19 protein-coding genes are annotated in these 18,583 nt (G+C 53.9%); 12 read left to right on the top strand and 7 right to left on the bottom strand.

Features of this window, described 5'->3' with window-relative positions; translation table 11 throughout:
* Positions 1 to 2: 2 nt before the first annotated feature.
* Positions 3 to 605 carry a peroxiredoxin C gene (locus ACT3RT_RS04980; RefSeq protein ID WP_353503135.1) on the bottom strand — a complete coding sequence of 201 codons (603 nt, stop codon included), beginning with the start codon at positions 603 to 605 and terminating at the stop codon, positions 3 to 5.
* A gap of 209 nt (positions 606 to 814) precedes the next feature.
* Entirely contained in the window at positions 815 to 1,396 is a 582-nt protein-coding gene (locus ACT3RT_RS04975; protein WP_353503134.1) for an ACP phosphodiesterase, read from the bottom strand.
* Between the two features lie 135 nt (positions 1,397 to 1,531).
* On the opposite strand from ACT3RT_RS04975, the gene queA reads away from it, so the two are divergent.
* The 5 genes from queA to secF all read left to right on the top strand — a co-directional run bounded on the left by queA (position 1,532) and on the right by secF (position 7,150).
* Positions 1,532 to 2,602, top strand: a complete 1,071-nt coding sequence (queA, locus tag ACT3RT_RS04970; RefSeq protein ID WP_485903544.1) for a tRNA preQ1(34) S-adenosylmethionine ribosyltransferase-isomerase QueA — start codon at positions 1,532 to 1,534, stop codon at positions 2,600 to 2,602.
* Positions 2,603 to 2,702: 100 nt separating this feature from the next.
* On the top strand, positions 2,703 to 3,827 hold the full coding sequence (tgt, locus tag ACT3RT_RS04965; RefSeq protein WP_034792442.1) for a tRNA guanosine(34) transglycosylase Tgt: 1,125 nt from the start codon (positions 2,703 to 2,705) through the stop codon (positions 3,825 to 3,827).
* Positions 3,828 to 3,960: 133 nt separating this feature from the next.
* Positions 3,961 to 4,293 carry a preprotein translocase subunit YajC gene (yajC, locus tag ACT3RT_RS04960; RefSeq protein WP_034792440.1) on the top strand — a complete coding sequence of 111 codons (333 nt, stop codon included), beginning with the start codon at positions 3,961 to 3,963 and terminating at the stop codon, positions 4,291 to 4,293.
* 27 nt (positions 4,294 to 4,320) lie between these two features.
* The gene (gene secD / locus ACT3RT_RS04955) at positions 4,321 to 6,168 is read left to right on the top strand and encodes a protein translocase subunit SecD (protein ID WP_353503088.1); all 1,848 of its coding nucleotides are present in this window, start codon (positions 4,321 to 4,323) and stop codon (positions 6,166 to 6,168) included.
* 70 nt (positions 6,169 to 6,238) lie between these two features.
* Entirely contained in the window at positions 6,239 to 7,150 is a 912-nt protein-coding gene (gene secF, locus ACT3RT_RS04950; protein ID WP_051899533.1) for a protein translocase subunit SecF, read from the top strand.
* A 67-nt stretch (positions 7,151 to 7,217) separates the two neighbouring features.
* On the opposite strand, the gene ACT3RT_RS04945 is transcribed toward secF, so the two are convergent.
* Positions 7,218 to 7,787, bottom strand: coding sequence for a DUF3251 domain-containing protein (locus ACT3RT_RS04945; protein ID WP_353503087.1), 570 nt, complete (start codon positions 7,785 to 7,787; stop codon positions 7,218 to 7,220).
* 204 nt (positions 7,788 to 7,991) lie between these two features.
* On the opposite strand from ACT3RT_RS04945, the gene nrdR reads away from it, so the two are divergent.
* From nrdR to pgpA, 6 genes are all read left to right on the top strand, one after another.
* Positions 7,992 to 8,441 carry a transcriptional regulator NrdR gene (gene nrdR, locus ACT3RT_RS04940; RefSeq protein WP_353503086.1) on the top strand — a complete coding sequence of 150 codons (450 nt, stop codon included), beginning with the start codon at positions 7,992 to 7,994 and terminating at the stop codon, positions 8,439 to 8,441.
* Between the two features lie 23 nt (positions 8,442 to 8,464).
* Positions 8,465 to 9,574 carry a bifunctional diaminohydroxyphosphoribosylaminopyrimidine deaminase/5-amino-6-(5-phosphoribosylamino)uracil reductase RibD gene (ribD, locus tag ACT3RT_RS04935; protein WP_496202602.1) on the top strand — a complete coding sequence of 370 codons (1,110 nt, stop codon included), beginning with the start codon at positions 8,465 to 8,467 and terminating at the stop codon, positions 9,572 to 9,574.
* A 202-nt stretch (positions 9,575 to 9,776) separates the two neighbouring features.
* Positions 9,777 to 10,247, top strand: coding sequence for a 6,7-dimethyl-8-ribityllumazine synthase (gene ribH / locus ACT3RT_RS04930; RefSeq protein ID WP_353503085.1), 471 nt, complete (start codon positions 9,777 to 9,779; stop codon positions 10,245 to 10,247).
* Positions 10,248 to 10,267: 20 nt separating this feature from the next.
* Positions 10,268 to 10,681, top strand: coding sequence for a transcription antitermination factor NusB (gene nusB, locus ACT3RT_RS04925; RefSeq protein WP_034792428.1), 414 nt, complete (start codon positions 10,268 to 10,270; stop codon positions 10,679 to 10,681).
* Positions 10,682 to 10,923: 242 nt separating this feature from the next.
* Positions 10,924 to 11,910 carry a thiamine-phosphate kinase gene (thiL, locus tag ACT3RT_RS04920; RefSeq protein ID WP_496202582.1) on the top strand — a complete coding sequence of 329 codons (987 nt, stop codon included), beginning with the start codon at positions 10,924 to 10,926 and terminating at the stop codon, positions 11,908 to 11,910.
* A gap of 62 nt (positions 11,911 to 11,972) precedes the next feature.
* Positions 11,973 to 12,467, top strand: a complete 495-nt coding sequence (pgpA, locus tag ACT3RT_RS04915; RefSeq protein WP_396131229.1) for a phosphatidylglycerophosphatase A — start codon at positions 11,973 to 11,975, stop codon at positions 12,465 to 12,467.
* Positions 12,468 to 12,539: 72 nt separating this feature from the next.
* Here pgpA and ACT3RT_RS04910 read toward each other — a convergent pair whose 3' ends face one another.
* The 4 genes from ACT3RT_RS04910 to xseB all read right to left on the bottom strand — a co-directional run bounded on the left by ACT3RT_RS04910 (position 12,540) and on the right by xseB (position 16,799).
* Positions 12,540 to 13,514, bottom strand: a complete 975-nt coding sequence (locus ACT3RT_RS04910; protein WP_485903549.1) for an aldo/keto reductase — start codon at positions 13,512 to 13,514, stop codon at positions 12,540 to 12,542.
* 157 nt (positions 13,515 to 13,671) lie between these two features.
* Positions 13,672 to 15,534 (bottom strand): 1-deoxy-D-xylulose-5-phosphate synthase, encoded by a 1,863-nt coding sequence (gene dxs, locus ACT3RT_RS04905; RefSeq protein ID WP_396131126.1) that lies wholly within the window; start codon positions 15,532 to 15,534, stop codon positions 13,672 to 13,674.
* An 86-nt stretch (positions 15,535 to 15,620) separates the two neighbouring features.
* The gene (ispA, locus tag ACT3RT_RS04900) at positions 15,621 to 16,550 is read right to left on the bottom strand and encodes a (2E,6E)-farnesyl diphosphate synthase (protein WP_353503082.1); all 930 of its coding nucleotides are present in this window, start codon (positions 16,548 to 16,550) and stop codon (positions 15,621 to 15,623) included.
* Positions 16,551 to 16,556: 6 nt separating this feature from the next.
* Positions 16,557 to 16,799 (bottom strand): exodeoxyribonuclease VII small subunit, encoded by a 243-nt coding sequence (gene xseB, locus ACT3RT_RS04895; protein ID WP_154145607.1) that lies wholly within the window; start codon positions 16,797 to 16,799, stop codon positions 16,557 to 16,559.
* Between the two features lie 325 nt (positions 16,800 to 17,124).
* On the opposite strand from xseB, the gene thiI reads away from it, so the two are divergent.
* Positions 17,125 to 18,573 (top strand): tRNA uracil 4-sulfurtransferase ThiI, encoded by a 1,449-nt coding sequence (thiI, locus tag ACT3RT_RS04890; RefSeq protein ID WP_353503081.1) that lies wholly within the window; start codon positions 17,125 to 17,127, stop codon positions 18,571 to 18,573.
* The last annotated feature ends 10 nt before the right edge of the window (positions 18,574 to 18,583 follow it).

Raw genomic sequence — 18,583 nt, 5'->3', positions numbered from 1 at the left:
AATTACAGGTTTGATGCGTTTTCTGACAGGTATTTAGCTACGCCGTCTGGAGAAGCGCCCATACCTTGTTTGCCTTTTTCCCACTGAGCGGGGCACACTTCGCCGTGCTCTTCGTGGAATTGCAGCGCGTCAACCATACGCAGCATTTCATCGATGTTACGGCCCAGTGGCAGGTCGTTAACAACCTGGTGGCGAACCACGCCTTCTTTGTCGATCAGGAAAGAACCACGCAGCGCAACGCCAGCGTCTGGGTGTTCGATACCGTAGGCTTTCTGAATTTCACGTTTGATGTCAGCAACCATCGCGTATTTAACTTCGCCGATGCCGCCTTTCTCAACAGGGGTTTTACGCCATGCGTTGTGAACGAATTCAGAGTCGAAAGAAACACCAACAACTTCAACGCCACGCTTCTGGAATTCTTCGTAACGGTGATCGAAAGCGATCAGCTCTGAAGGACATACGAAAGTGAAGTCCATTGGCCAGAAGAACAGAACAGTTGGTTTGCCCGCAGTGTGTTTTTTGAAGTTGAAGTTATCAACAACTTCACCGCTACCAAGTACAGCTGCTGCTGTGAAATCTGGGGCCGGACGAGTTACCAGGACCATAAGTACTCCTATTGGTGAGGTAAAAGAATTAGGGGTGTATAAATCGACAGCCAGTATAGAGGCTGGGGGGAAGCGAATAAACCCCATCAGACCAATCAATCAGATAGTATTCGACTATCAGTCTGTGGAGTAAGTCGCAAATCTTATTATGAATAAGCGGCTGATTTGCAGGGAATTGTGTCGCGATTCACGATTAATTTCACCCTAAGTCAAATTTCCTGCTGTCTGGCTTGCAGCATCATCTGCGGATAAAACTGCCAAAAAAGTTGTTCCAGCGCGTCATAATTCAATTCCAGATCGTGATATGACCCAGCCAGCGCGCTGAGTTTCGGGCGGCGGGCGGCCATATTCGACAAGGCATTGCCGATATTGGGCAGCGCGGCATAGCTCTGCATCCAGCGATCTGACCATAAATAGCGATTCAGATTGATAAAGCGCTCCGGCATTCCATCCAGCTGCGGTTCAATCTCTTGGCGACAAGCTTCGATAAACTCTTCCAGCTCAATGTCCGGCGAGAGCGTGGCCCAGTGGCGACACAGAAAGTGGTCCCACACCATATCCAGCGTGATAGGCGCGACGCGGCGGAAATCATCGCGGAAATAGCTGCGGGCGATTTTCACTTCCGGCAGGGTGTCGGTCATGACGTCGACCCGCCGATGCATGCGAATGCCGCTGACGATATCAGCGGAAAATAGCGAGTCAGGATTGCCACGGACGAAGTCGGCCAGCAGGTTTCCGAGTAGCGAACTGTTGGCGAGTGAGGCCAGATGGAGATGAGCTAAAAAATTCATCCGCACAGTATAATGCAAGAAACATGATCAATGACATGTCAGGATATGCCTTTCTTGAGGTAGAAGCTTGCAGCAAAAGGCCCGTACCACTAGACTAAGCCGCCTGTTTTTGTCCGTTAACTGAAGTGAAAAGCCATGCGCGTTGCCGATTTTTCTTTTGAACTCCCCGAGTCCCTGATTGCCCGCTATCCGCAGACCCAGCGCAGCGGCTGCCGTTTGTTGTCGCTGGACGGGCCAAGCGGCGAACTGACGCACGGCATTTTCACCGACCTGCTCGACAAGCTCGACGCCGGTGACCTGCTGGTCTTCAACAATACCCGCGTAATCCCCGCCCGCGTCTTTGGCCGCAAGGTCAGCGGCGGCAAGATTGAAGTGCTGGTAGAGCGGGTGCTTGATTCCAAACGCATTTTGGCTCACGTCCGTGCTTCAAAGTCGCCTAAACCGGGCGCAGAACTGCTATTAGGCGATAACGAAAACATCAAAGCCACCATGGTGGCTCGCCACGATACGCTGTTCGAGCTGGAATTTAATGAAGATCGCGATGTCTTCACTCTGCTGGAAGAGATCGGCCACATGCCGTTGCCTCCTTATATCGACCGCCCGGACGAAGACGCCGACCGCGAGCTGTATCAGACGGTTTACAGCGAGCGCCTTGGCGCCGTTGCGGCACCGACTGCCGGTTTGCACTTCGACCAGCCGCTGATGGACGCCTTGAAAGAGAAGGGGGTGGAGTTTGCTTTTGTGACGCTGCACGTTGGCGCGGGCACCTTCCAGCCAGTGCGTGTGGACACTATTGAAGACCACGTAATGCACGCCGAATACGCCGAAGTGCCACAAGAAGTGGTCGACGCGGTATTGGCATGTAAAGCGCGCGGTAAGCGCGTGATTGCGGTGGGAACTACCTCAGTACGCTCACTTGAGAGCGCCGCCAAGGCGGCAGAAGACGCGCTGATTGCGCCATTCTTCGGCGATACCAAGATCTTTATCTATCCGGGCTATGACTATCAGGTGATTGACGCGCTGGTGACCAATTTCCACCTGCCAGAATCCACGCTGATCATGCTGGTTTCCGCGTTTGCCGGATATAAAAACACCATGAATGCTTACCATCAGGCGGTGGCGGAGCAGTACCGGTTCTTTAGTTACGGTGATGCGATGTTCATCAACCGTAATCCTCTGGCTCCGCAAGAAGCGGTCGGCCAGTAACCATTGGCCCGGACGCATTCGATGCATTCGGGCTTTCTTTTTCTGCGGATAACTCCGCGGAGTAACCTCATCAGACTGTTTCTCTGATGCTGGAGGCACTGTGAAGTACGAATTAAGCACTACTGATGGTCGCGCACGTCGCGGACGTCTGGTTTTCGAACGTGGCGTGGTTGAAACCCCGGCATTTATGCCAGTGGGCACTTACGGCACGGTAAAAGGCATGACCCCGGAAGAGGTGAAAGACACTGGCGCGCAGATCCTGCTCGGCAACACTTTCCACCTCTGGCTGCGCCCTGGTCAGGAGATCATGAAGTTGCACGGCGACCTGCATGACTTTATGAACTGGCACGGCCCAATCCTGACTGACTCCGGCGGTTTTCAGGTGTTCAGCCTGGGCGCGATGCGTAAGATCAAAGAAGAAGGCGTGCACTTCCGTAACCCGATTAACGGCGATCCGGTGTTCCTCAGCCCTGAAAAATCGATGGAGATCCAAAACGATCTCGGTTCTGACATCGTAATGATCTTTGACGAATGTACGCCATACCCGGCGGATTGGGACTATGCCAAGCGTTCAATGGAAATGTCTCTGCGCTGGGCGAAACGCAGCCGCGATCGTCACAACGAATTGAATAATAAGAATGCTTTGTTCGGTATTATTCAAGGTAGCGTTTACGAAGATTTACGAGATGTATCATTAAAAGGGCTGGTAGAGATTGGCTTTGATGGTTACGCTGTGGGCGGCTTGGCGGTAGGTGAGCCGAAAGAGGACATGCACCGTATTCTTGAGCATGTTTGTCCGCAGATCCCGGAAGATAAACCGCGTTATCTGATGGGCGTCGGTAAACCAGAAGATTTGGTCGAAGGCGTACGTCGTGGCGTCGATATGTTTGACTGCGTAATGCCTACGCGTAATGCGCGTAACGGTCATCTGTTCGTCACTGACGGCATCGTGAAAATCCGTAATGCCAAGCATAAAGATGATACCTCGACCCTCGATGAGCATTGCGATTGTTACACCTGTCGCAATTACAGCCGTGCCTACTTGCATCATCTCGACCGTTGCAACGAAATACTGGGTGCGCGCCTGAACACCATCCACAATCTGCGCTATTACCAGCGTCTGATGGCGGGTTTACGCCAGGCTATCGAAGAGGGTAAATTAGAGCTGTTTGTAAAAGACTTCTACGAGCGTAAAGGGAAAGAGGTTCCACCTCTTAATTTCTGAGCCTGAAGTGTTAACGACGAGTTCTATTTAATGATTTACCGGCGTCGCTTTTTGGCGGCGCTTTTAAATGAGTCGCTTAAACAGAAACAGACGTTATATCGTTATGTTTCATAACAACAATGAGGGAATTTAAATGAGTCTTTTCATTTCCGATGCAGTCGCAGCTACCGGCGCACCGTCACAGGGAAGTCCTTACTCTCTGGTCATCATGCTGGTCGTTTTTGGTCTGATTTTCTATTTCATGATCCTGCGCCCGCAACAGAAACGCTCTAAAGAACACAAAAAACTGATGGACTCCATCGGTAAAGGTGACGAAGTGATGACCACCGGTGGTTTGATCGGTCGCGTAAGCAAAGTAGCTGAAACTGGCTTCATTGTTATCGCGCTGAACGACACTACTGAAGTGATGATCAAGCGTGACTTCGTGGCTGCCGTTCTGCCGAAAGGTACGATGAAGGCTCTTTAATTTTCGATTTTCCCGAAGGGAACTGCCGTGTTAAACCGTTATCCTTTGTGGAAGTATCTGATGCTGATCGTTGTGATCATCGTCGGTCTGCTATACGCACTTCCCAACCTTTATGGTGAGGATCCGGCTGTTCAAATTACTGGCGCTCGGGGCTCCGACGCCAGTGTTGCAACGCTGGACCAAGTCAAAAACGTATTAGATCAAGACAAAATTCCAAGCAAATCTATTGCACTGGAAAATGGTCAAATCCTTGCCCGCTTTAAAGACACTGATGTACAGCTGCGCGCTCGCGAAGCCCTCACCAGCGCCCTGGGCGACAAATTTGTTATTGCTCTGAACCTCGCGCCAGCAACGCCGCGCTGGTTAAGCATGATGGGCGCTGAGCCAATGAAGCTCGGTCTTGACCTGCGTGGTGGTGTTCACTTCCTGATGGAAGTTGACATGGATACCGCGCTGAGCAAGCTGCAAGAGCAGACCATGGACAGCATGCGCAGTGACCTGCGCGAGAAAAATATTCCTTACGCCACGGTTCGTAAACTCGACAACTATGGTGTCGAAGTGCGTTTCCGTGATGCCGCAACTCGCGACAGCGCCGTTAGCTATCTTTCCCCGCGTCACCGTGATTTAGTCATCACCGCCAGTGGCGACAATGCCGCGCGCGTTGTGATGACTGATGATCGCCTGAGCGAAGCCCGCGAATACGCCGTTCAGCAAAACATCAACATTTTGCGTAACCGTGTAAACCAACTGGGTGTGGCTGAACCGCTGGTACAGCGTCAAGGTTCAGACCGTATCGTGGTTGAGCTGCCGGGGATTCAGGACACTGCCCGCGCCAAAGAAATTTTGGGTGCGACGGCAACGCTGGAATTCCGTCTGGTCAACACCAACGTTGATGCGACTGCCGCTGCTTCTGGCCGCGTGCCGGGCGACAGTGAAGTGAAAAATACCCGTGATGGGCGCCCGGTTGTCTTGTACAAGCGCGTGATCCTTACCGGTGACCACATCACTGACTCCACCTCCAACATGGACGAATACAACCAGCCGCAGGTTAACATCTCCCTCGATAGCGCTGGCGGCAACGCCATGTCTAACTTCACCAAGGACAATATCGGTAAACCGATGGCGACCCTGTTTGTGGAGTACAAAGACAGCGGTAAGAAAGATGCGAACGGCCGTTCGATTCTGGCTAAGCAAGAAGAAGTTATCAACGTCGCGACTATCCAGTCACGTCTGGGTAACAGCTTCCGCATTACCGGCGTTAACGATCCGAATGAAGCTCGCCAGCTCTCCCTGCTGCTGCGCGCGGGTGCGTTGATTGCGCCGATTCAGATTGTTGAAGAACGTACCATCGGTCCAACTTTGGGGATGCAGAACATCACCCAGGGTCTGGAAGCCTGCTTGTGGGGTCTGGTGGCGTCAATTCTATTTATGGTGGTTTGGTATCGTAAGTTTGGTGTGATTGCGACAACCGCGCTGGTGGCTAACTTGGTTCTGATTGTTGGGATCATGTCTCTGCTGCCAGGGGCAACGCTGACCATGCCGGGTATTGCCGGTATCGTACTGACCCTTGCGGTTGCAGTTGATGCCAACGTACTGATTAACGAACGTATCAAGGAAGAGCTGAAGAACGGACGTTCCGTTCAGCAGGCGATTCATGAAGGCTATAAAGGCGCGTTCTCCAGTATCGTTGATGCCAACATTACTACCCTGATCACGGCGATTATTCTTTATGCGGTGGGTACCGGTTCGATAAAAGGCTTTGCTATCACCACGGCTATCGGTGTTGCAACCTCGATGTTTACATCAATCGTCGGAACCCGTGCCATCGTCAACCTGCTTTACGGCGGCAAACGCATCAAAAAGCTGTCTATCTGAGGAGTGCGTTGTGGCACAGCAACAATATACTGTTGAACAACTGAACTACGGCCGTAAAGTCATCGACTTTATGCGCTGGGACAACTTGGCCTTCGCCATTTCTGGTCTGTTGTTGATCGTTTCCATCGCGATCATCGGTGTTCGCGGGTTTAACTGGGGTCTGGACTTTACCGGCGGTACGGTAATTGAGATCAGCCTCGATCAACCCGCTAACCTTGATGACATGCGTGCATCAATGGAGAAAGCCGGGTTCACCGACCCTGTGGTCCAAAACTTTGGTAGCAGCCGCGACATTATTGTCCGTCTGCCGCCAACGTCAGGCACTGCGGGTCAGGAACTGGGTAACAAAGTCATCGGACTTATCAACGCCGACATCGACAAAAATGCGTCAGTAAAACGTATTGAGTTCGTGGGTCCAAGCGTAGGTAGCGATCTGGCTCAGGCCGGTGCGATGGCGCTGTTGATTGCGCTTATCTGTATCCTGATTTACGTTGGTTTCCGCTTCGAGTGGCGACTGGCGTTGGGTGCGGTTATCGCGTTGGCGCACGACGTCATCATCACCATGGGCGTGTTGTCACTGTTCAGAATCGAGGTTGACCTGACCATCATCGCTTCCCTGATGTCGGTTATTGGTTACTCTCTGAATGACTCCATCGTGGTTTCGGACCGTATTCGTGAGAACTTCCGCAAGATCCGTCGCGGTACCTCTTACGAAATCATGAACGTGTCCCTGACCCAGACCCTGAGCCGTACCATCATGACCTCAGCGACCACGCTGATGGTTGTTCTGATGCTCTACATCTTTGGCGGCGCGTTGCTGGAAGGCTTCTCACTGACCATGTTGATCGGTGTATCAATCGGTACGGTTTCATCTATCTACGTGGCATCCGCGTTAGCGCTGAAACTTGGCATGAAACGCGAACACATGTTGCAGCAGAAAGTTGAGAAAGAGGGCGCAGATCAGCCTTCGATCCTGCCTTAATCTGTTCAGCATCAGCCATGAAAAAGCCTCGCAATTGCGAGGCTTTTTTTATGCTTTCTGAAGGCCGTTATTTGGCGGCGGCGGGCTCTTGAACTGCTTGTACCGGGCCAAGAATATTATGCAGGCGAACAAAGCCGAGGGTTTCGACGCGAATATTCTGGAAGGTCACGTCGATAACCTGCTCCGCGCTCGGCAGCAGGGTCGGGACGCTGGCGATATTTTGCGTTTGCATATCCACGGTCAAAGGCTTGCCAGTGACTGGGTCAAGCTGTCCCCAGTCCAGCGAGGCGGTGAACGGCGGCAGTGGCTGTCCCGACACGCTTTTAATCCGCAGCTGGCCTTGAACGCCGCTGGCATCTGGAGAAACATTGGTCAGGATTACGCTTAACTCACCAATATCACTCTTCACCACCGCCGCGCTTTTTGCCGCAGGCAGGATATACAGGCCATCGGTTGACTGGCGGTTGAGCAGGGTTTGCTGCTCCAGCGCGCTGGCTAAATCGGTCAGACGCTGTAATTTTTGGTTTAACTGGCCGACTTCAGATCGCAGCTCTGTCACTTGTGGGTCTTGTTGGGCACAACCTGATAATGCCAGCAGGGCTGAAGCAGCTAAAGTTGCGCGAAAATAGCCTGTCATGTCGGTGAGTTCCTTTTCTTGCGCTCTGAGAGCGAGTTGCTCAGAGCCAGTAAAATCATAGGGTGAAGGGGGAAACGTGCAGCTCCTCCCGCTCAAACAAGGGGTTAAGTTTAACCCGATGTGCACCAAAGTAGCGACAGCCTTTGTTGTCGCGCCACTTCGCGCTAAACTAACCCCCCATCAAGACCGCCATCAGGAACTGCTATGCATTGCCCATTTTGTGCTGCTGTTGATACGAAAGTCATCGATTCCCGCCTGGTTGGCGATGGATCGCAAGTTCGCCGCCGTCGCCAGTGTCTGGTTTGCCACGAACGCTTTACTACTTTTGAAGTGGCCGAGCTGGTGATGCCCCGCGTGATTAAAAGCAATGACGTTCGTGAACCCTTCAATGAAGACAAACTGCGCCGCGGTATCTTGAAGGCGTTGGAAAAACGGCCTGTAAGCTCAGATGATGTTGAAATGGCCATCAGCCACATTAAGTCACAATTGCGGGCTACGGGAGAGCGCGAAATCCCTGCCAAAATGATTGGCAATCTGGTGATGGATGCACTTAAAAAGCTGGATAAAGTCGCCTACATTCGCTTTGCTTCGGTATATCGCAGCTTTGAGGATATCCGCGAGTTCGGCGAAGAGATCGCCCGTCTTCAGGATTAAGGATAGATATGTCCACAGAATCATTGCATACAGATGAAAAATACATGGCTCGCGCCTTTGAGCTGGCGCGACTCGGCCGCTTCACCACCACGCCAAATCCAAACGTCGGCTGCGTCATCGTCCGTGATGGCGAAATCGTGGGGGAGGGGTATCACATTAAGGCCGGTGGGCCACACGCCGAAGTTCACGCGCTGCGCATGGCGGGCGAAAAAGCCCAAGGCGCCACGGCTTATGTCACCCTTGAACCTTGCAGCCACCACGGCCGCACGCCTCCTTGCGCCGACGCGCTGATTGCCGCCGGTGTCGCTCGCGTGGTTGCTTCAATGCAAGACCCTAACCCGGAAGTCGCCGGGCGTGGCTTATACCGTTTGCAACAAACTGGCATTGAAGTCAGCCATGGATTGATGCACAGCGAAGCCGAAGCCATCAACCTCGGCTTCTTAAAGCGTATGCGCACCGGCTTCCCTTATGTGCAGCTAAAAATGGCGGCGTCGCTGGATGGCCGCACGGCGATGGCGTCTGGCGAAAGCCAGTGGATCACCTCAGCCGCCGCGCGTGCCGACGTGCAGCGTTTTCGTGCTCAAAGCTCGGCCATTCTTAGCTCCAGCGCCACGGTGCTGGCGGACGACCCTTCACTCAACGTCCGTTGGGACCAACTGGATAGCGACACTCAGCATATTTATCCGCAGGAGTCCCTGCGTCAGCCGCTGCGCATTGTTATCGACAGTCAAAATCGCGTGACGCCACGGCACAAAATGGTCAATCAGCCGGGCGATACTTGGCTGGCCCGCCTTGCCGCCGATGAGCAAACCTGGCCTGAATCCACCGAGCAGTGGGTGGTTCCGGGGCGAGATAACCGGGTTGATTTAGTGCTGCTGATGATGCAACTGGCCAAGCGACAGATAAATAGCATATGGGTTGAAGCCGGGGCAGAGCTTGCCGGGGCGCTGTTGCAGGCCGGTCTGGTGGATGAGCTGATCGTCTACATGGCACCAAAATTACTGGGTGAAAACGGACGTGCACTTTGTGTGCTCCCCGGCTTGCAAAGCCTGTCCGATGCGCCACAATTTACCCTCAGCGATGTGCGTCAGGTGGGAACAGATTTGCGTCTGCGCCTGAAACCTCAGTACTAATCGGCACGTATTCGAGCCGTAAAAACGTCGCAAAAATATCGGGCAGATAAGCTTCGGCTTCTCTGCCACGCCTTTTGACGGAATGTGTTTATAAATCGCATGTCCAGACAAGGTAATAATATGATAGAATCCGCCCCCCTGCGGCTGGGCTGGGCCGGGGCTGTCAAAAGCTGAACTCTTGAACCCATTTAAAGGAAAACCTATGAACGTTATCGAAGGTGTTGTAGCCACGCCGAACGCGCGCGTAGCAATCGCTATTGCCCGTTTCAACAATTTCATCAACGACAGCCTGCTGTCTGGCGCGGTTGATGCTTTGAAACGCATTGGTCAGGTTAGCGATGACAACATCACCGTAGTGTGGGTTCCAGGCGCTTATGAGCTGCCACTGGCCACTCGTGCTCTGGCGAACAGCGGCAAATATGACGCTGTTATCGCACTGGGTACCGTCATCCGTGGGGGCACTGCCCATTTCGAATTCGTGGCTGGCGAATGTAGCTCTGGTTTAGCCAGCGTTGCGCTGAACAGCGAGATCCCAGTTTCGTTTGGCGTGCTGACTACCGAAAGTATTGAGCAAGCTATCGAACGTGCAGGGACAAAAGCCGGTAATAAAGGTGCTGAAGCAGCCCTGACCGCGCTTGAAATGATTAATGTTATCAAGGCTATCCAGGCCTGAATCTAGTTAAGGGGAAATCCGTGAAACCTGCTGCTCGTCGCCGCGCCCGTGAATGTGCCGTACAGGCGCTTTACTCTTGGCAGTTGTCGAAAAACGACATTGCCGATGTTGAATTAGAATTCCTGACCGAGCAGGATGTCAAAGACGTCGACATTACCTATTTCCGCGAATTGCTGACCGGTGTTGCTACCAGTGCAGAGAAGCTTGATGCGCTGATGGCTCCATACCTGTCTCGCCAGCTCGACGAATTGGGTCAGGTGGAAAGAGCAATCCTGCGTCTGGCTCTGTTTGAACTGAGCAAGCGTCAGGACGTCCCTTACAAAGTGGCCATCAACGAAGCGATCGAACTGGCGAAAACCTTCGGCGCTGAAGACAGCCACAAATTTGTTAACGGCGTACTGGATAAAGCGGGCCCGCATATCCGCAAAAAGTAACAGTACAGCCCGTTCACAAGTCACAACAATAAATGCATGTTGGTCATACAGCCTTTAGTTTGGTTGAAGATTTTGTGAAGTTACATCGCTTACCATGGCGTTGACCAACCTGTTGAGGCCGGATATCCGGCCTTAGTCATTTTTCTCCCTCACCATTCAGTTGGCAGGCGCGCCGGTGTTGCTCCTTGCGCAGCTAGGCACCAGCTCGAATGATATTGGGTGACTCAATCTGGAATTTTACTATGGCATGCGGCGAATTTGATTTAATAGCTCGCTACTTCAACCGGTACAGAACGGCTCGCCGGGATGTCCAGTTAGGCATTGGCGATGACTGCGCTCTGCTGACTGTCGCTGAAAAGCAGCTATTAGCAGTAAGTACCGACACCCTGGTAGAAGGCATTCATTTCCTCAAGACTATCGATCCTGCCGATCTCGGTTATAAAGCATTGGCAGTGAATCTCAGTGATTTAGCCGCCATGGGTGCCGATCCGGCGTGGGTATCGCTGGCATTGACCCTGCCGGAAGTGAACACCGAATGGCTGGAAGCCTTTAGCGATAGCCTGTTTGATCAGCTCAATTACTACGGTATGCAACTGATTGGTGGCGATACCACCCGTGGCCCATTAAGCATGACCCTGACCATTCAGGGGCTGATTCCTATGGAGCGCGCATTAACACGCAGCGGTGCCGGCGTCGGTGACTGGATCTTCGTTACCGGCTCGCTGGGCGACAGCGCGGCAGGCCTGGCCCTGCTGCTGGATCAGCTGACCGTCGACAATGCCGAGCATCGCGACACTCTGCTGCAACGCCACCTTCGCCCGACGCCGCGTATTTTGCAGGGTCAGGCACTGCGTGGTTTAGCCACCGCGGCGATTGATATCTCAGACGGCCTGATTTCAGACCTTAAACACGTGTTGTCGGCCAGCGGCTGCGGCGCGCGTATCGACTTAGACGCGCTGCCGTTGTCAGAAGCACTTCTGGGCAGCGTGGATGGCGATCGGGCGCTGAAATGGGCACTGACCGGCGGCGAAGACTATGAGCTTTGCTTTACCGTTCCCGAAATCAACCGTGGCGCACTGGACGTGGCTCTCAGCCATCTGGGCGTTGATTTTACCTGCGTCGGGCAGATGGCTCCGCTATCTGAAGGAATCACCTTCTTGCGTTCAGGCGAGCCGGTGGAACTTGATTGGCAAGGGTTTGATCACTTTTCAGCAGGAGTTGTTGCGTGACCGTTAGTCATAAAAAGCGACCTGAGAACTACAAAGGTAAAACCGGCGATCATAAACGCGATATGGCCGCCGCGAAAAAGCGCCTCAATCTGCGCAACCCGTGGCACTTGCTGGCTACAGGCTTTGGTAGCGGGCTTTTCCCTTACGGGCCGGGCACTGCCGGTTCGATTGCCGCGATCCCTTTCTGGATCGTACTGACCTACCTGCCGTGGCAGCTTTACTCGCTGGTGGTGATGTTCAGCATCTGTATCGGGGTTTACCTCTGCCGCCAAACGGCCAGAGACATGCAGGTTCACGATCACGGCAGCATCGTGTGGGATGAGTTTGTCGGCATGTGGATCACGCTGATGGCGCTGCCAGTCAACGATTGGCAGTGGGTCGTCGGCGGTTTTGTGGTGTTCCGCATTCTGGATATCTGGAAGCCGTGGCCTATCCGCTGGTTCGACCGCAATGTTCACGGCGGCATGGGTATCATGATTGATGATGTTATCGCCGGGATTTTTGCCGCAGGCATTATCTATTTGGTTGGGCATCACTGGCCGATTGGCCTGTTTTAAGCCGACTTGAAATGTGAAAAGGCGCTGAGCTTCTGGCTTCAGCGCCTTTTTTACGCCTTCCCCTCACCGCGATTATTTATAGCCCGTCGCCTCATGCGGCTGATAGGCCATCTCCAGCTCGGCAATCTCTTCTATCGATAGCTTCACTTGCAGCGCCGCAATAGCGTCTTCAAGGTGGGCAGGGCGCGAGGCACCGATGATTGGTGCAGTAACCGCAGGCTTGGCCAACAGCCACGCCAAGGCAATTTGCGCCCGCGGAACGCCGTGGTCCTCAGCCACTTTCTCCAGACGCTCGGCAACTTTGGCATCAACAGCATCCGTGGCGTCATACAGCTTTTGGCTGACTTCATCGGAAACCGATCGCGCCGTGGTTTCGCCCCAAGGCCGCGTCAGTTTGCCTCGCGCCAGCGGGCTCCACGGCAGGACGGCGATATTCTCCTGCACGCAGAGCGGGTGCATGTCATTTTCCTCTTCGCGCTGGATCAGATTGTACTGATCCTGCATCGAGACAAACGACGCCCAGCCGTTTTTCGCCGACAGCTCCAATGCTAGTTTGAATTGCCGGGCATGCATGGAAGACGCGCCGATGTAGCGCGCCTTGCCTGCTTTCACCACGTCATTCAGTGCTTCCAGCGTCTCTTCGATGGGCGTCTCATAGTCCCAGCGATGGATTTGCAGCAGGTCCACGTACTCCATGTCCAAGCGCCGCAGGCTGTCATCAATGGATTGCAGAATTGAAGCGCGAGACAGCCCCGGCTTGAGGCCGGTGACGGCATTGTAGACCTTGGTGGCGACCACCACGTCTTCACGCCGGGCGTACTCTTTCAGCGCGCGGCCAATAATTTCTTCGCTACTGCCATCGGAGTAGTTATTGGAGGTATCGAAGAAATTAATTCCGGCGTCCAGCGCCTGCTTAATGATAGGGCGGCTGCTCTCTTCGGGCAGAGTCCAGGCGTGAGAGCCGCGGTCCGGCTCGCCAAAGGTCATACAGCCCAAACACAGGCGTGACACCTCAAGATCGGTTTTTCCTAGTGTAATGCGTTGCATCATTCCTCCTGCTTGTTGTTTTTATTCAAGAACAACCTGTGCAGATTCATAGCACGCTATAAGTGTAGTTCAGGCAGGACGGAGAGCAGGATAACGGCGGGAGTAAGTGTGAAGCTCCCCTCTTTAAAATAGCTAAAGAGGGGAGATGCGGCGGCGGTTAGGCCAGCCAGTCGTTGATTTGGCGTTCGATGCCTTCGGCATCCAGACCAAGATCGCGGCGCACTTCGTCCTGTGTGCCTTGAGAGACGAAGTGGTCCGGCAAACCAATATTCAGCACCGGCACCATCAGGCGTTTGGACATCAGCAGCTCATTCACGCCGCTGCCCGCGCCACCCATGATGGCGTTCTCTTCCAGCGTTACCAGCACTTCATGGCTAGAAGCCAGCTCGAGCACCAGAGCTTCGTCGAGAGGTTTAACGAAACGCATATCGACCAGCGTCGCATTCAGCTTTTCGGCCACGGCGTTGGCTTCTGGCAGCAGGGTGCCGAAGTTTAGGATGGCGATTTTCTCGCCTTCGCGACGCACAATGCCTTTACCCATTGGTAAGGAGGCCAGCGGCGTACACTCCGCGCCGGTTCCGTTGCCACGAGGGTAACGCACCGCCACCGGACCCTCTTGATAGTGGTAGCCGGTGTGCAGCATCTGGCGACATTCGTTCTCATCGCTCGGCGTCATGATGACCATGTTCGGGATGCAGCGCAGGAAGGACAGGTCAAACGCGCCCTGATGGGTCTGGCCGTCGGCACCGACGATACCGCCACGGTCGATGGCGAACAGCACCGGCAGGTTTTGAATCGCCACGTCGTGGATCACCTGATCGTAGGCGCGCTGCAAGAAGGTCGAGTAGATGGCGACGATCGGCTTGTAGCCGCCGATAGCCAGCCCGGCGGCAAAGGTCACCGCGTGCTGCTCGGCAATCGCCACGTCGAAATACTGCTGTGGATATTCTTTGGAGAAGCGCACCATGCCGGAGCCTTCGCGCATCGCCGGAGTGACCGCCATCAGCTTGCTGTCTTTGGCGGCGGTTTCGCACAACCAGTCGCCAAACACTTTAGAGTAAGTCGGCAACCCTTCTTTGCTTTTCGGCAGCGTGCCTAACAGCGGATCAAATTTCGGCACGGCGTGCCAGCTGATCGGATCTTTCTCGGCTGGCTCATAGCCTTTGCCTTTCTTGGTCATGATGTGCAGCAGCTGCGGGCCTTTCAGCTCGCGCATGTTTTTCAGCGTCTGCACCAGCGCCAGCACGTCGTGGCCGTCGACCGGGCCGATATAGTTAAAGCCCAGCTCTTCGAACAAAGTGCCCGGCACCATCATGCCTTTCAGGTGTTCTTCTGTGCGGCGTACCAGCTCCTTAATCGGAGGAATGCCGGACAGCACCTTCTTGCCGCCTTCGCGCAGGCGCGAGTAAAGCTTGCCGGAGAGCAGTTGTGCCAGATGGTTATTCAGCGCGCCGACGTTCTCGGAAATCGACATTTCATTGTCATTGAGCACCACCAGCATGTCTGACTTGATGTCACCCGCGTGGTTCATCGCTTCGAACGCCATACCGGCGGTGATCGCGCCATCGCCAATCACGCAGATGGTCCGGCGGCCTTTACCTTCGCGCTCGGCGGCCACGGCCATGCCCAAACCGGCACTGATCGAGGTGGAGGAGTGACCCACGGACAGGGTGTCAAACTCGCTCTCTCCGCGCCACGGGAAGGGATGCAGGCCATCTTTTTGGCGGATAGTGGAAATTCTGTCGCGGCGGCCGGTCAGGATTTTGTGCGGATAGGCCTGATGGCCGACATCCCACACCAGACTGTCGAATGGCGTGTTATAGACGTAGTGCATCGCGACGGTCAGTTCAACCGTGCCCAAACCGGACGCAAAATGCCCGCTGGACTGGCTGACGCTGGCCAATAGGTATTGGCGAAGTTCGTCGCAGAGCTTTGGCAAGCTCTCTTTAGGAAGCGAACGGAGTTCTTCGGGATTCTCCGCCAGCGCCAAGGTCGGGTATTTGGCTAATTCAAGACTCATGAGTTGCTCATAGTAAGTTCAACGGCATATAGGCTGCCTCGCGGGCGTTGTTGCTTCCATGTCACAACGCCCATGGCCCGGCTATATCAATTATCGCGTTCAATCACGAAGCGGGCTAATGCGTGCAGCGGTGCCGTGTTGTAAGAAAGTGCGGCCAGCTGTTCTAATGCCGCGACCGCTTCTTGATAGAGGTCTTTGGCTTTCGCTTGTGCGCCATCCAGTCCCAGCAGTGCGGGATAGGTGCTTTTGCCGAGTTGCTGATCGGCTCCCTGACGTTTGCCGAGTTTCTCGGTGTCGCCAATCACGTCCAGAATGTCATCCTGAACCTGAAACGCCAGGCCAATGGCTTGGGCATAAATATCCAGTTGAGGAAGCGCAGCGCGGCCTTTTTCACCCGCGGCTAACGCCCCCATGCGTACCGCGGCGCGGATCAGTGCGCCGGTTTTGTGGCGATGGATCTGCTCTAAGGCTTGCAGATCGATCTGTTGACCTTCAGCCGCCAAATCCAGTGCCTGACCGCCACACATGCCGGCAATACCACTGGCCGCGGCTAATTCAGACATCATTGACAGGCGATCTTGCAACCGCACTTCGCCCATCGGGCCGTCGGCCAAAATAGTGAAGGCCAGCGTTTGTAAGGCATCACCCGCCAAAATGGCATTCGCCTCGCCAAATTTAATGTGGCAAGTGGGTTGACCGCGACGCAGGTCATCATCATCCATGGCGGGTAAATCATCGTGGATCAATGAATAGGCGTGGATGCATTCAATGGCTGCCGCCGGGGCGTTCAGTGAGTCCAAATGCAAACCAAACAGCTGACCTGTAGCATAGACCAAATAAGGGCGCAGGCGTTTTCCACCCAACAACGCACCGTGGCGCATGGCCTGAGCCAGCGGCATCTCGGCAAAAGGTTGGGCATCTATGTAGGAGGTTAGCGCCCGATCGACACGTTTTTGCGCCGAACGGAGCTGGCTGTTGAAATCAATGCCTTCGGCTTGTTGTGCAATATCAGCCATGACAGATCACTCAGCGTCCGGGGTAAAAGGTGTCAGCGGGGCGTCATTGTCGCTATCCAGCAGGATTTGAACGCGTTGCTCGGCTTGTTGCAATTTTTGCTGTCCCTGACGGGCCAATTGCACGCCGGTTTCGAACTCATTCAGCGCGTCTTCCAGCGGCAATTCGCCAGATTCGAGGCGAGAGACAATCTGTTCCAGTTCGGCCAGAGCAGTTTCAAAGTTGGCGGGTGCTACAGCTTTTTTCGGCATAATTCTCTTTCAAACTCGTTGGTCAGATAGGTTGGGCAGCAGCGTGACGCTGCAATGTAAGTCATCGCCCTGGCGGGATTCCGTCTCGACGTCATACCCGATGTGTGGTTTTGTGCGCAGAGACCCTATTTAAAGTGGTATACTTTGCGCCGCTGAATCTGGCTCAACAAAATTATCGTTAAGCTATACGGCTATTCAACGCTGAAATGCCAACAGGCTCTATTACTCGTTAGTGTTAGTCGGCGTTGGGCTTAACAATAATAGGCGCTTTCAGCCTGATCCAGCCACTCATTCCCTGTTTTCTCACTGCTAACAAAAGACTGCTATGAAGTTTATCATTAAATTGTTCCCAGAAATCACCATCAAGAGTCAATCTGTGCGTTTGCGCTTCATTAAGATCCTCGCAAGCAGCATTCGCAACATCATTAAACCTCAGGATGAGTCATTGGCTGTGGTTCGCCACTGGGATCATATCGAAGTTCGCAGTAAAGACGAAAGTAAACACGACTTGATTATCGAATTGCTGTGCCGCATTCCCGGCATTCGTCACGTCGAAGAAGTGGAAGATCGTCCTTACACCGACATGCACAATATCTTCGAGCAGGCGCTGGAAGCTTATGGCCCTGAAGTTGAAGGCAAAACCTTCTGCGTGCGCGTGAAGCGCCGTGGTAAACATAGCTTCAGCTCCGGCGACGTCGAGCGCTATGTTGGCGGTGGTTTGAATCAACACGTTGAATCTGCGCGCGTTAATTTGACCAATCCGCAGGTGACCGTGAAGTTGGAAATCAACGACGACCAGCTGGTGCTGATCAAAAGCCGTCACGAAGGTCTGGGCGGCTACCCGATTGGGACGCAGGAAGACGTGCTGTCGCTGATCTCCGGCGGGTTTGACTCCGGCGTGTCGAGCTATATGTTGATGCGTCGCGGCTGCCGCGTGCATTACTGCTTCTTCAACCTTGGCGGCTCAGCCCATGAAATCGGCGTCAAGCAGGTGGCTTACTACCTGTGGAACCGTTTTGGCAGCTCACACAAAGTGCGTTTCATCGCTATCGACTTCGAGCCGGTGGTGGGCGAAATCCTTGAGAAAGTCGAAGATGGCCAGATGGGCGTGGTGTTGAAACGCATGATGGTGCGCGCAGCTTCGCAAATCGCCGAGCGTTACGGCGTTCAGGCGCTGGTAACGGGCGAGGCGCTGGGGCAGGTTTCCAGCCAAACGCTGACCAACCTGCGTCTCATCGACAATGCGACAGACACGCTGATCCTGCGTCCGCTTATCTCTCACGATAAAGAGCACATCATCAATCTGGCTCGCCAAATTGGCACTGAAGACTTTGCTAAAACCATGCCGGAATATTGCGGCGTGATTTCTAAAAGCCCGACAGTGAAAGCCGTTAAAGAGAAAATCGAAGCCGAAGAGCAGATGTTCGACTTCTCGATTCTCGACAAAGTGGTTAGCGAAGCGCAGAACCAGGATATTCGCCAGATTGCTGAACAAGCCGCGCAGGAAGTGAAAGAAGTCGAAACCGTGGCTGAGTTAGTAAGTACTGACATTCTTCTGGATATCCGTGCGCCAGACGAAGCGGAAGAGAAGCCGCTGGAGCTGGAAAATGTCGAAATCAAGGCCGTGCCTTTCTACAAGTTGAGCACCCAGTTCGCCGATTTGGACCAGAGCAAAACCTACTTGCTGTACTGCGAGCGCGGCGTGATGAGCCGCCTACAGGCGCTCTATCTGCTTGAGCAGGGCTACACCAACGTTAAAGTTTACCGCCCTTAAGCCTTATCGC

The organism is Ewingella sp. AOP9-I1-14 (assembly GCF_052375995.1).
Lineage (GTDB): Bacteria > Pseudomonadota > Gammaproteobacteria > Enterobacterales > Enterobacteriaceae > Ewingella > Ewingella allii.
This window is presented reverse-complemented; position numbering and strand designations above follow the sequence as displayed.

What these genes read in the sequence shown, in the direction of transcription:
- pgpA (WP_396131229.1), top strand. Translation starts at nt 11,973, where the DNA reads ATGGCCGCCGCGAAAAAGCGCCTCAATCTGCGCAACCCGTGGCACTTG.
- nrdR (WP_353503086.1), top strand. Translation starts at nt 7,992, where the DNA reads ATGCATTGCCCATTTTGTGCTGCTGTTGATACGAAAGTCATCGATTCC.
- thiL (WP_496202582.1), top strand. Translation starts at nt 10,924, where the DNA reads ATGGCATGCGGCGAATTTGATTTAATAGCTCGCTACTTCAACCGGTAC.
- yajC (WP_034792440.1), top strand. Translation starts at nt 3,961, where the DNA reads ATGAGTCTTTTCATTTCCGATGCAGTCGCAGCTACCGGCGCACCGTCA.
- secF (WP_051899533.1), top strand. Translation starts at nt 6,239, where the DNA reads ATGCGCTGGGACAACTTGGCCTTCGCCATTTCTGGTCTGTTGTTGATC.
- queA (WP_485903544.1), top strand. Translation starts at nt 1,532, where the DNA reads ATGCGCGTTGCCGATTTTTCTTTTGAACTCCCCGAGTCCCTGATTGCC.
- thiI (WP_353503081.1), top strand. Translation starts at nt 17,125, where the DNA reads ATGAAGTTTATCATTAAATTGTTCCCAGAAATCACCATCAAGAGTCAA.
- ACT3RT_RS04945 (WP_353503087.1), bottom strand. Translation starts at nt 7,787, where the DNA reads ATGACAGGCTATTTTCGCGCAACTTTAGCTGCTTCAGCCCTGCTGGCA.
- xseB (WP_154145607.1), bottom strand. Translation starts at nt 16,799, where the DNA reads ATGCCGAAAAAAGCTGTAGCACCCGCCAACTTTGAAACTGCTCTGGCC.
- dxs (WP_396131126.1), bottom strand. Translation starts at nt 15,534, where the DNA reads ATGAGTCTTGAATTAGCCAAATACCCGACCTTGGCGCTGGCGGAGAAT.
- ribH (WP_353503085.1), top strand. Translation starts at nt 9,777, where the DNA reads ATGAACGTTATCGAAGGTGTTGTAGCCACGCCGAACGCGCGCGTAGCA.
- ACT3RT_RS04910 (WP_485903549.1), bottom strand. Translation starts at nt 13,514, where the DNA reads ATGCAACGCATTACACTAGGAAAAACCGATCTTGAGGTGTCACGCCTG.
- ACT3RT_RS04975 (WP_353503134.1), bottom strand. Translation starts at nt 1,396, where the DNA reads ATGAATTTTTTAGCTCATCTCCATCTGGCCTCACTCGCCAACAGTTCG.
- ispA (WP_353503082.1), bottom strand. Translation starts at nt 16,550, where the DNA reads ATGGCTGATATTGCACAACAAGCCGAAGGCATTGATTTCAACAGCCAG.
- ACT3RT_RS04980 (WP_353503135.1), bottom strand. Translation starts at nt 605, where the DNA reads ATGGTCCTGGTAACTCGTCCGGCCCCAGATTTCACAGCAGCAGCTGTA.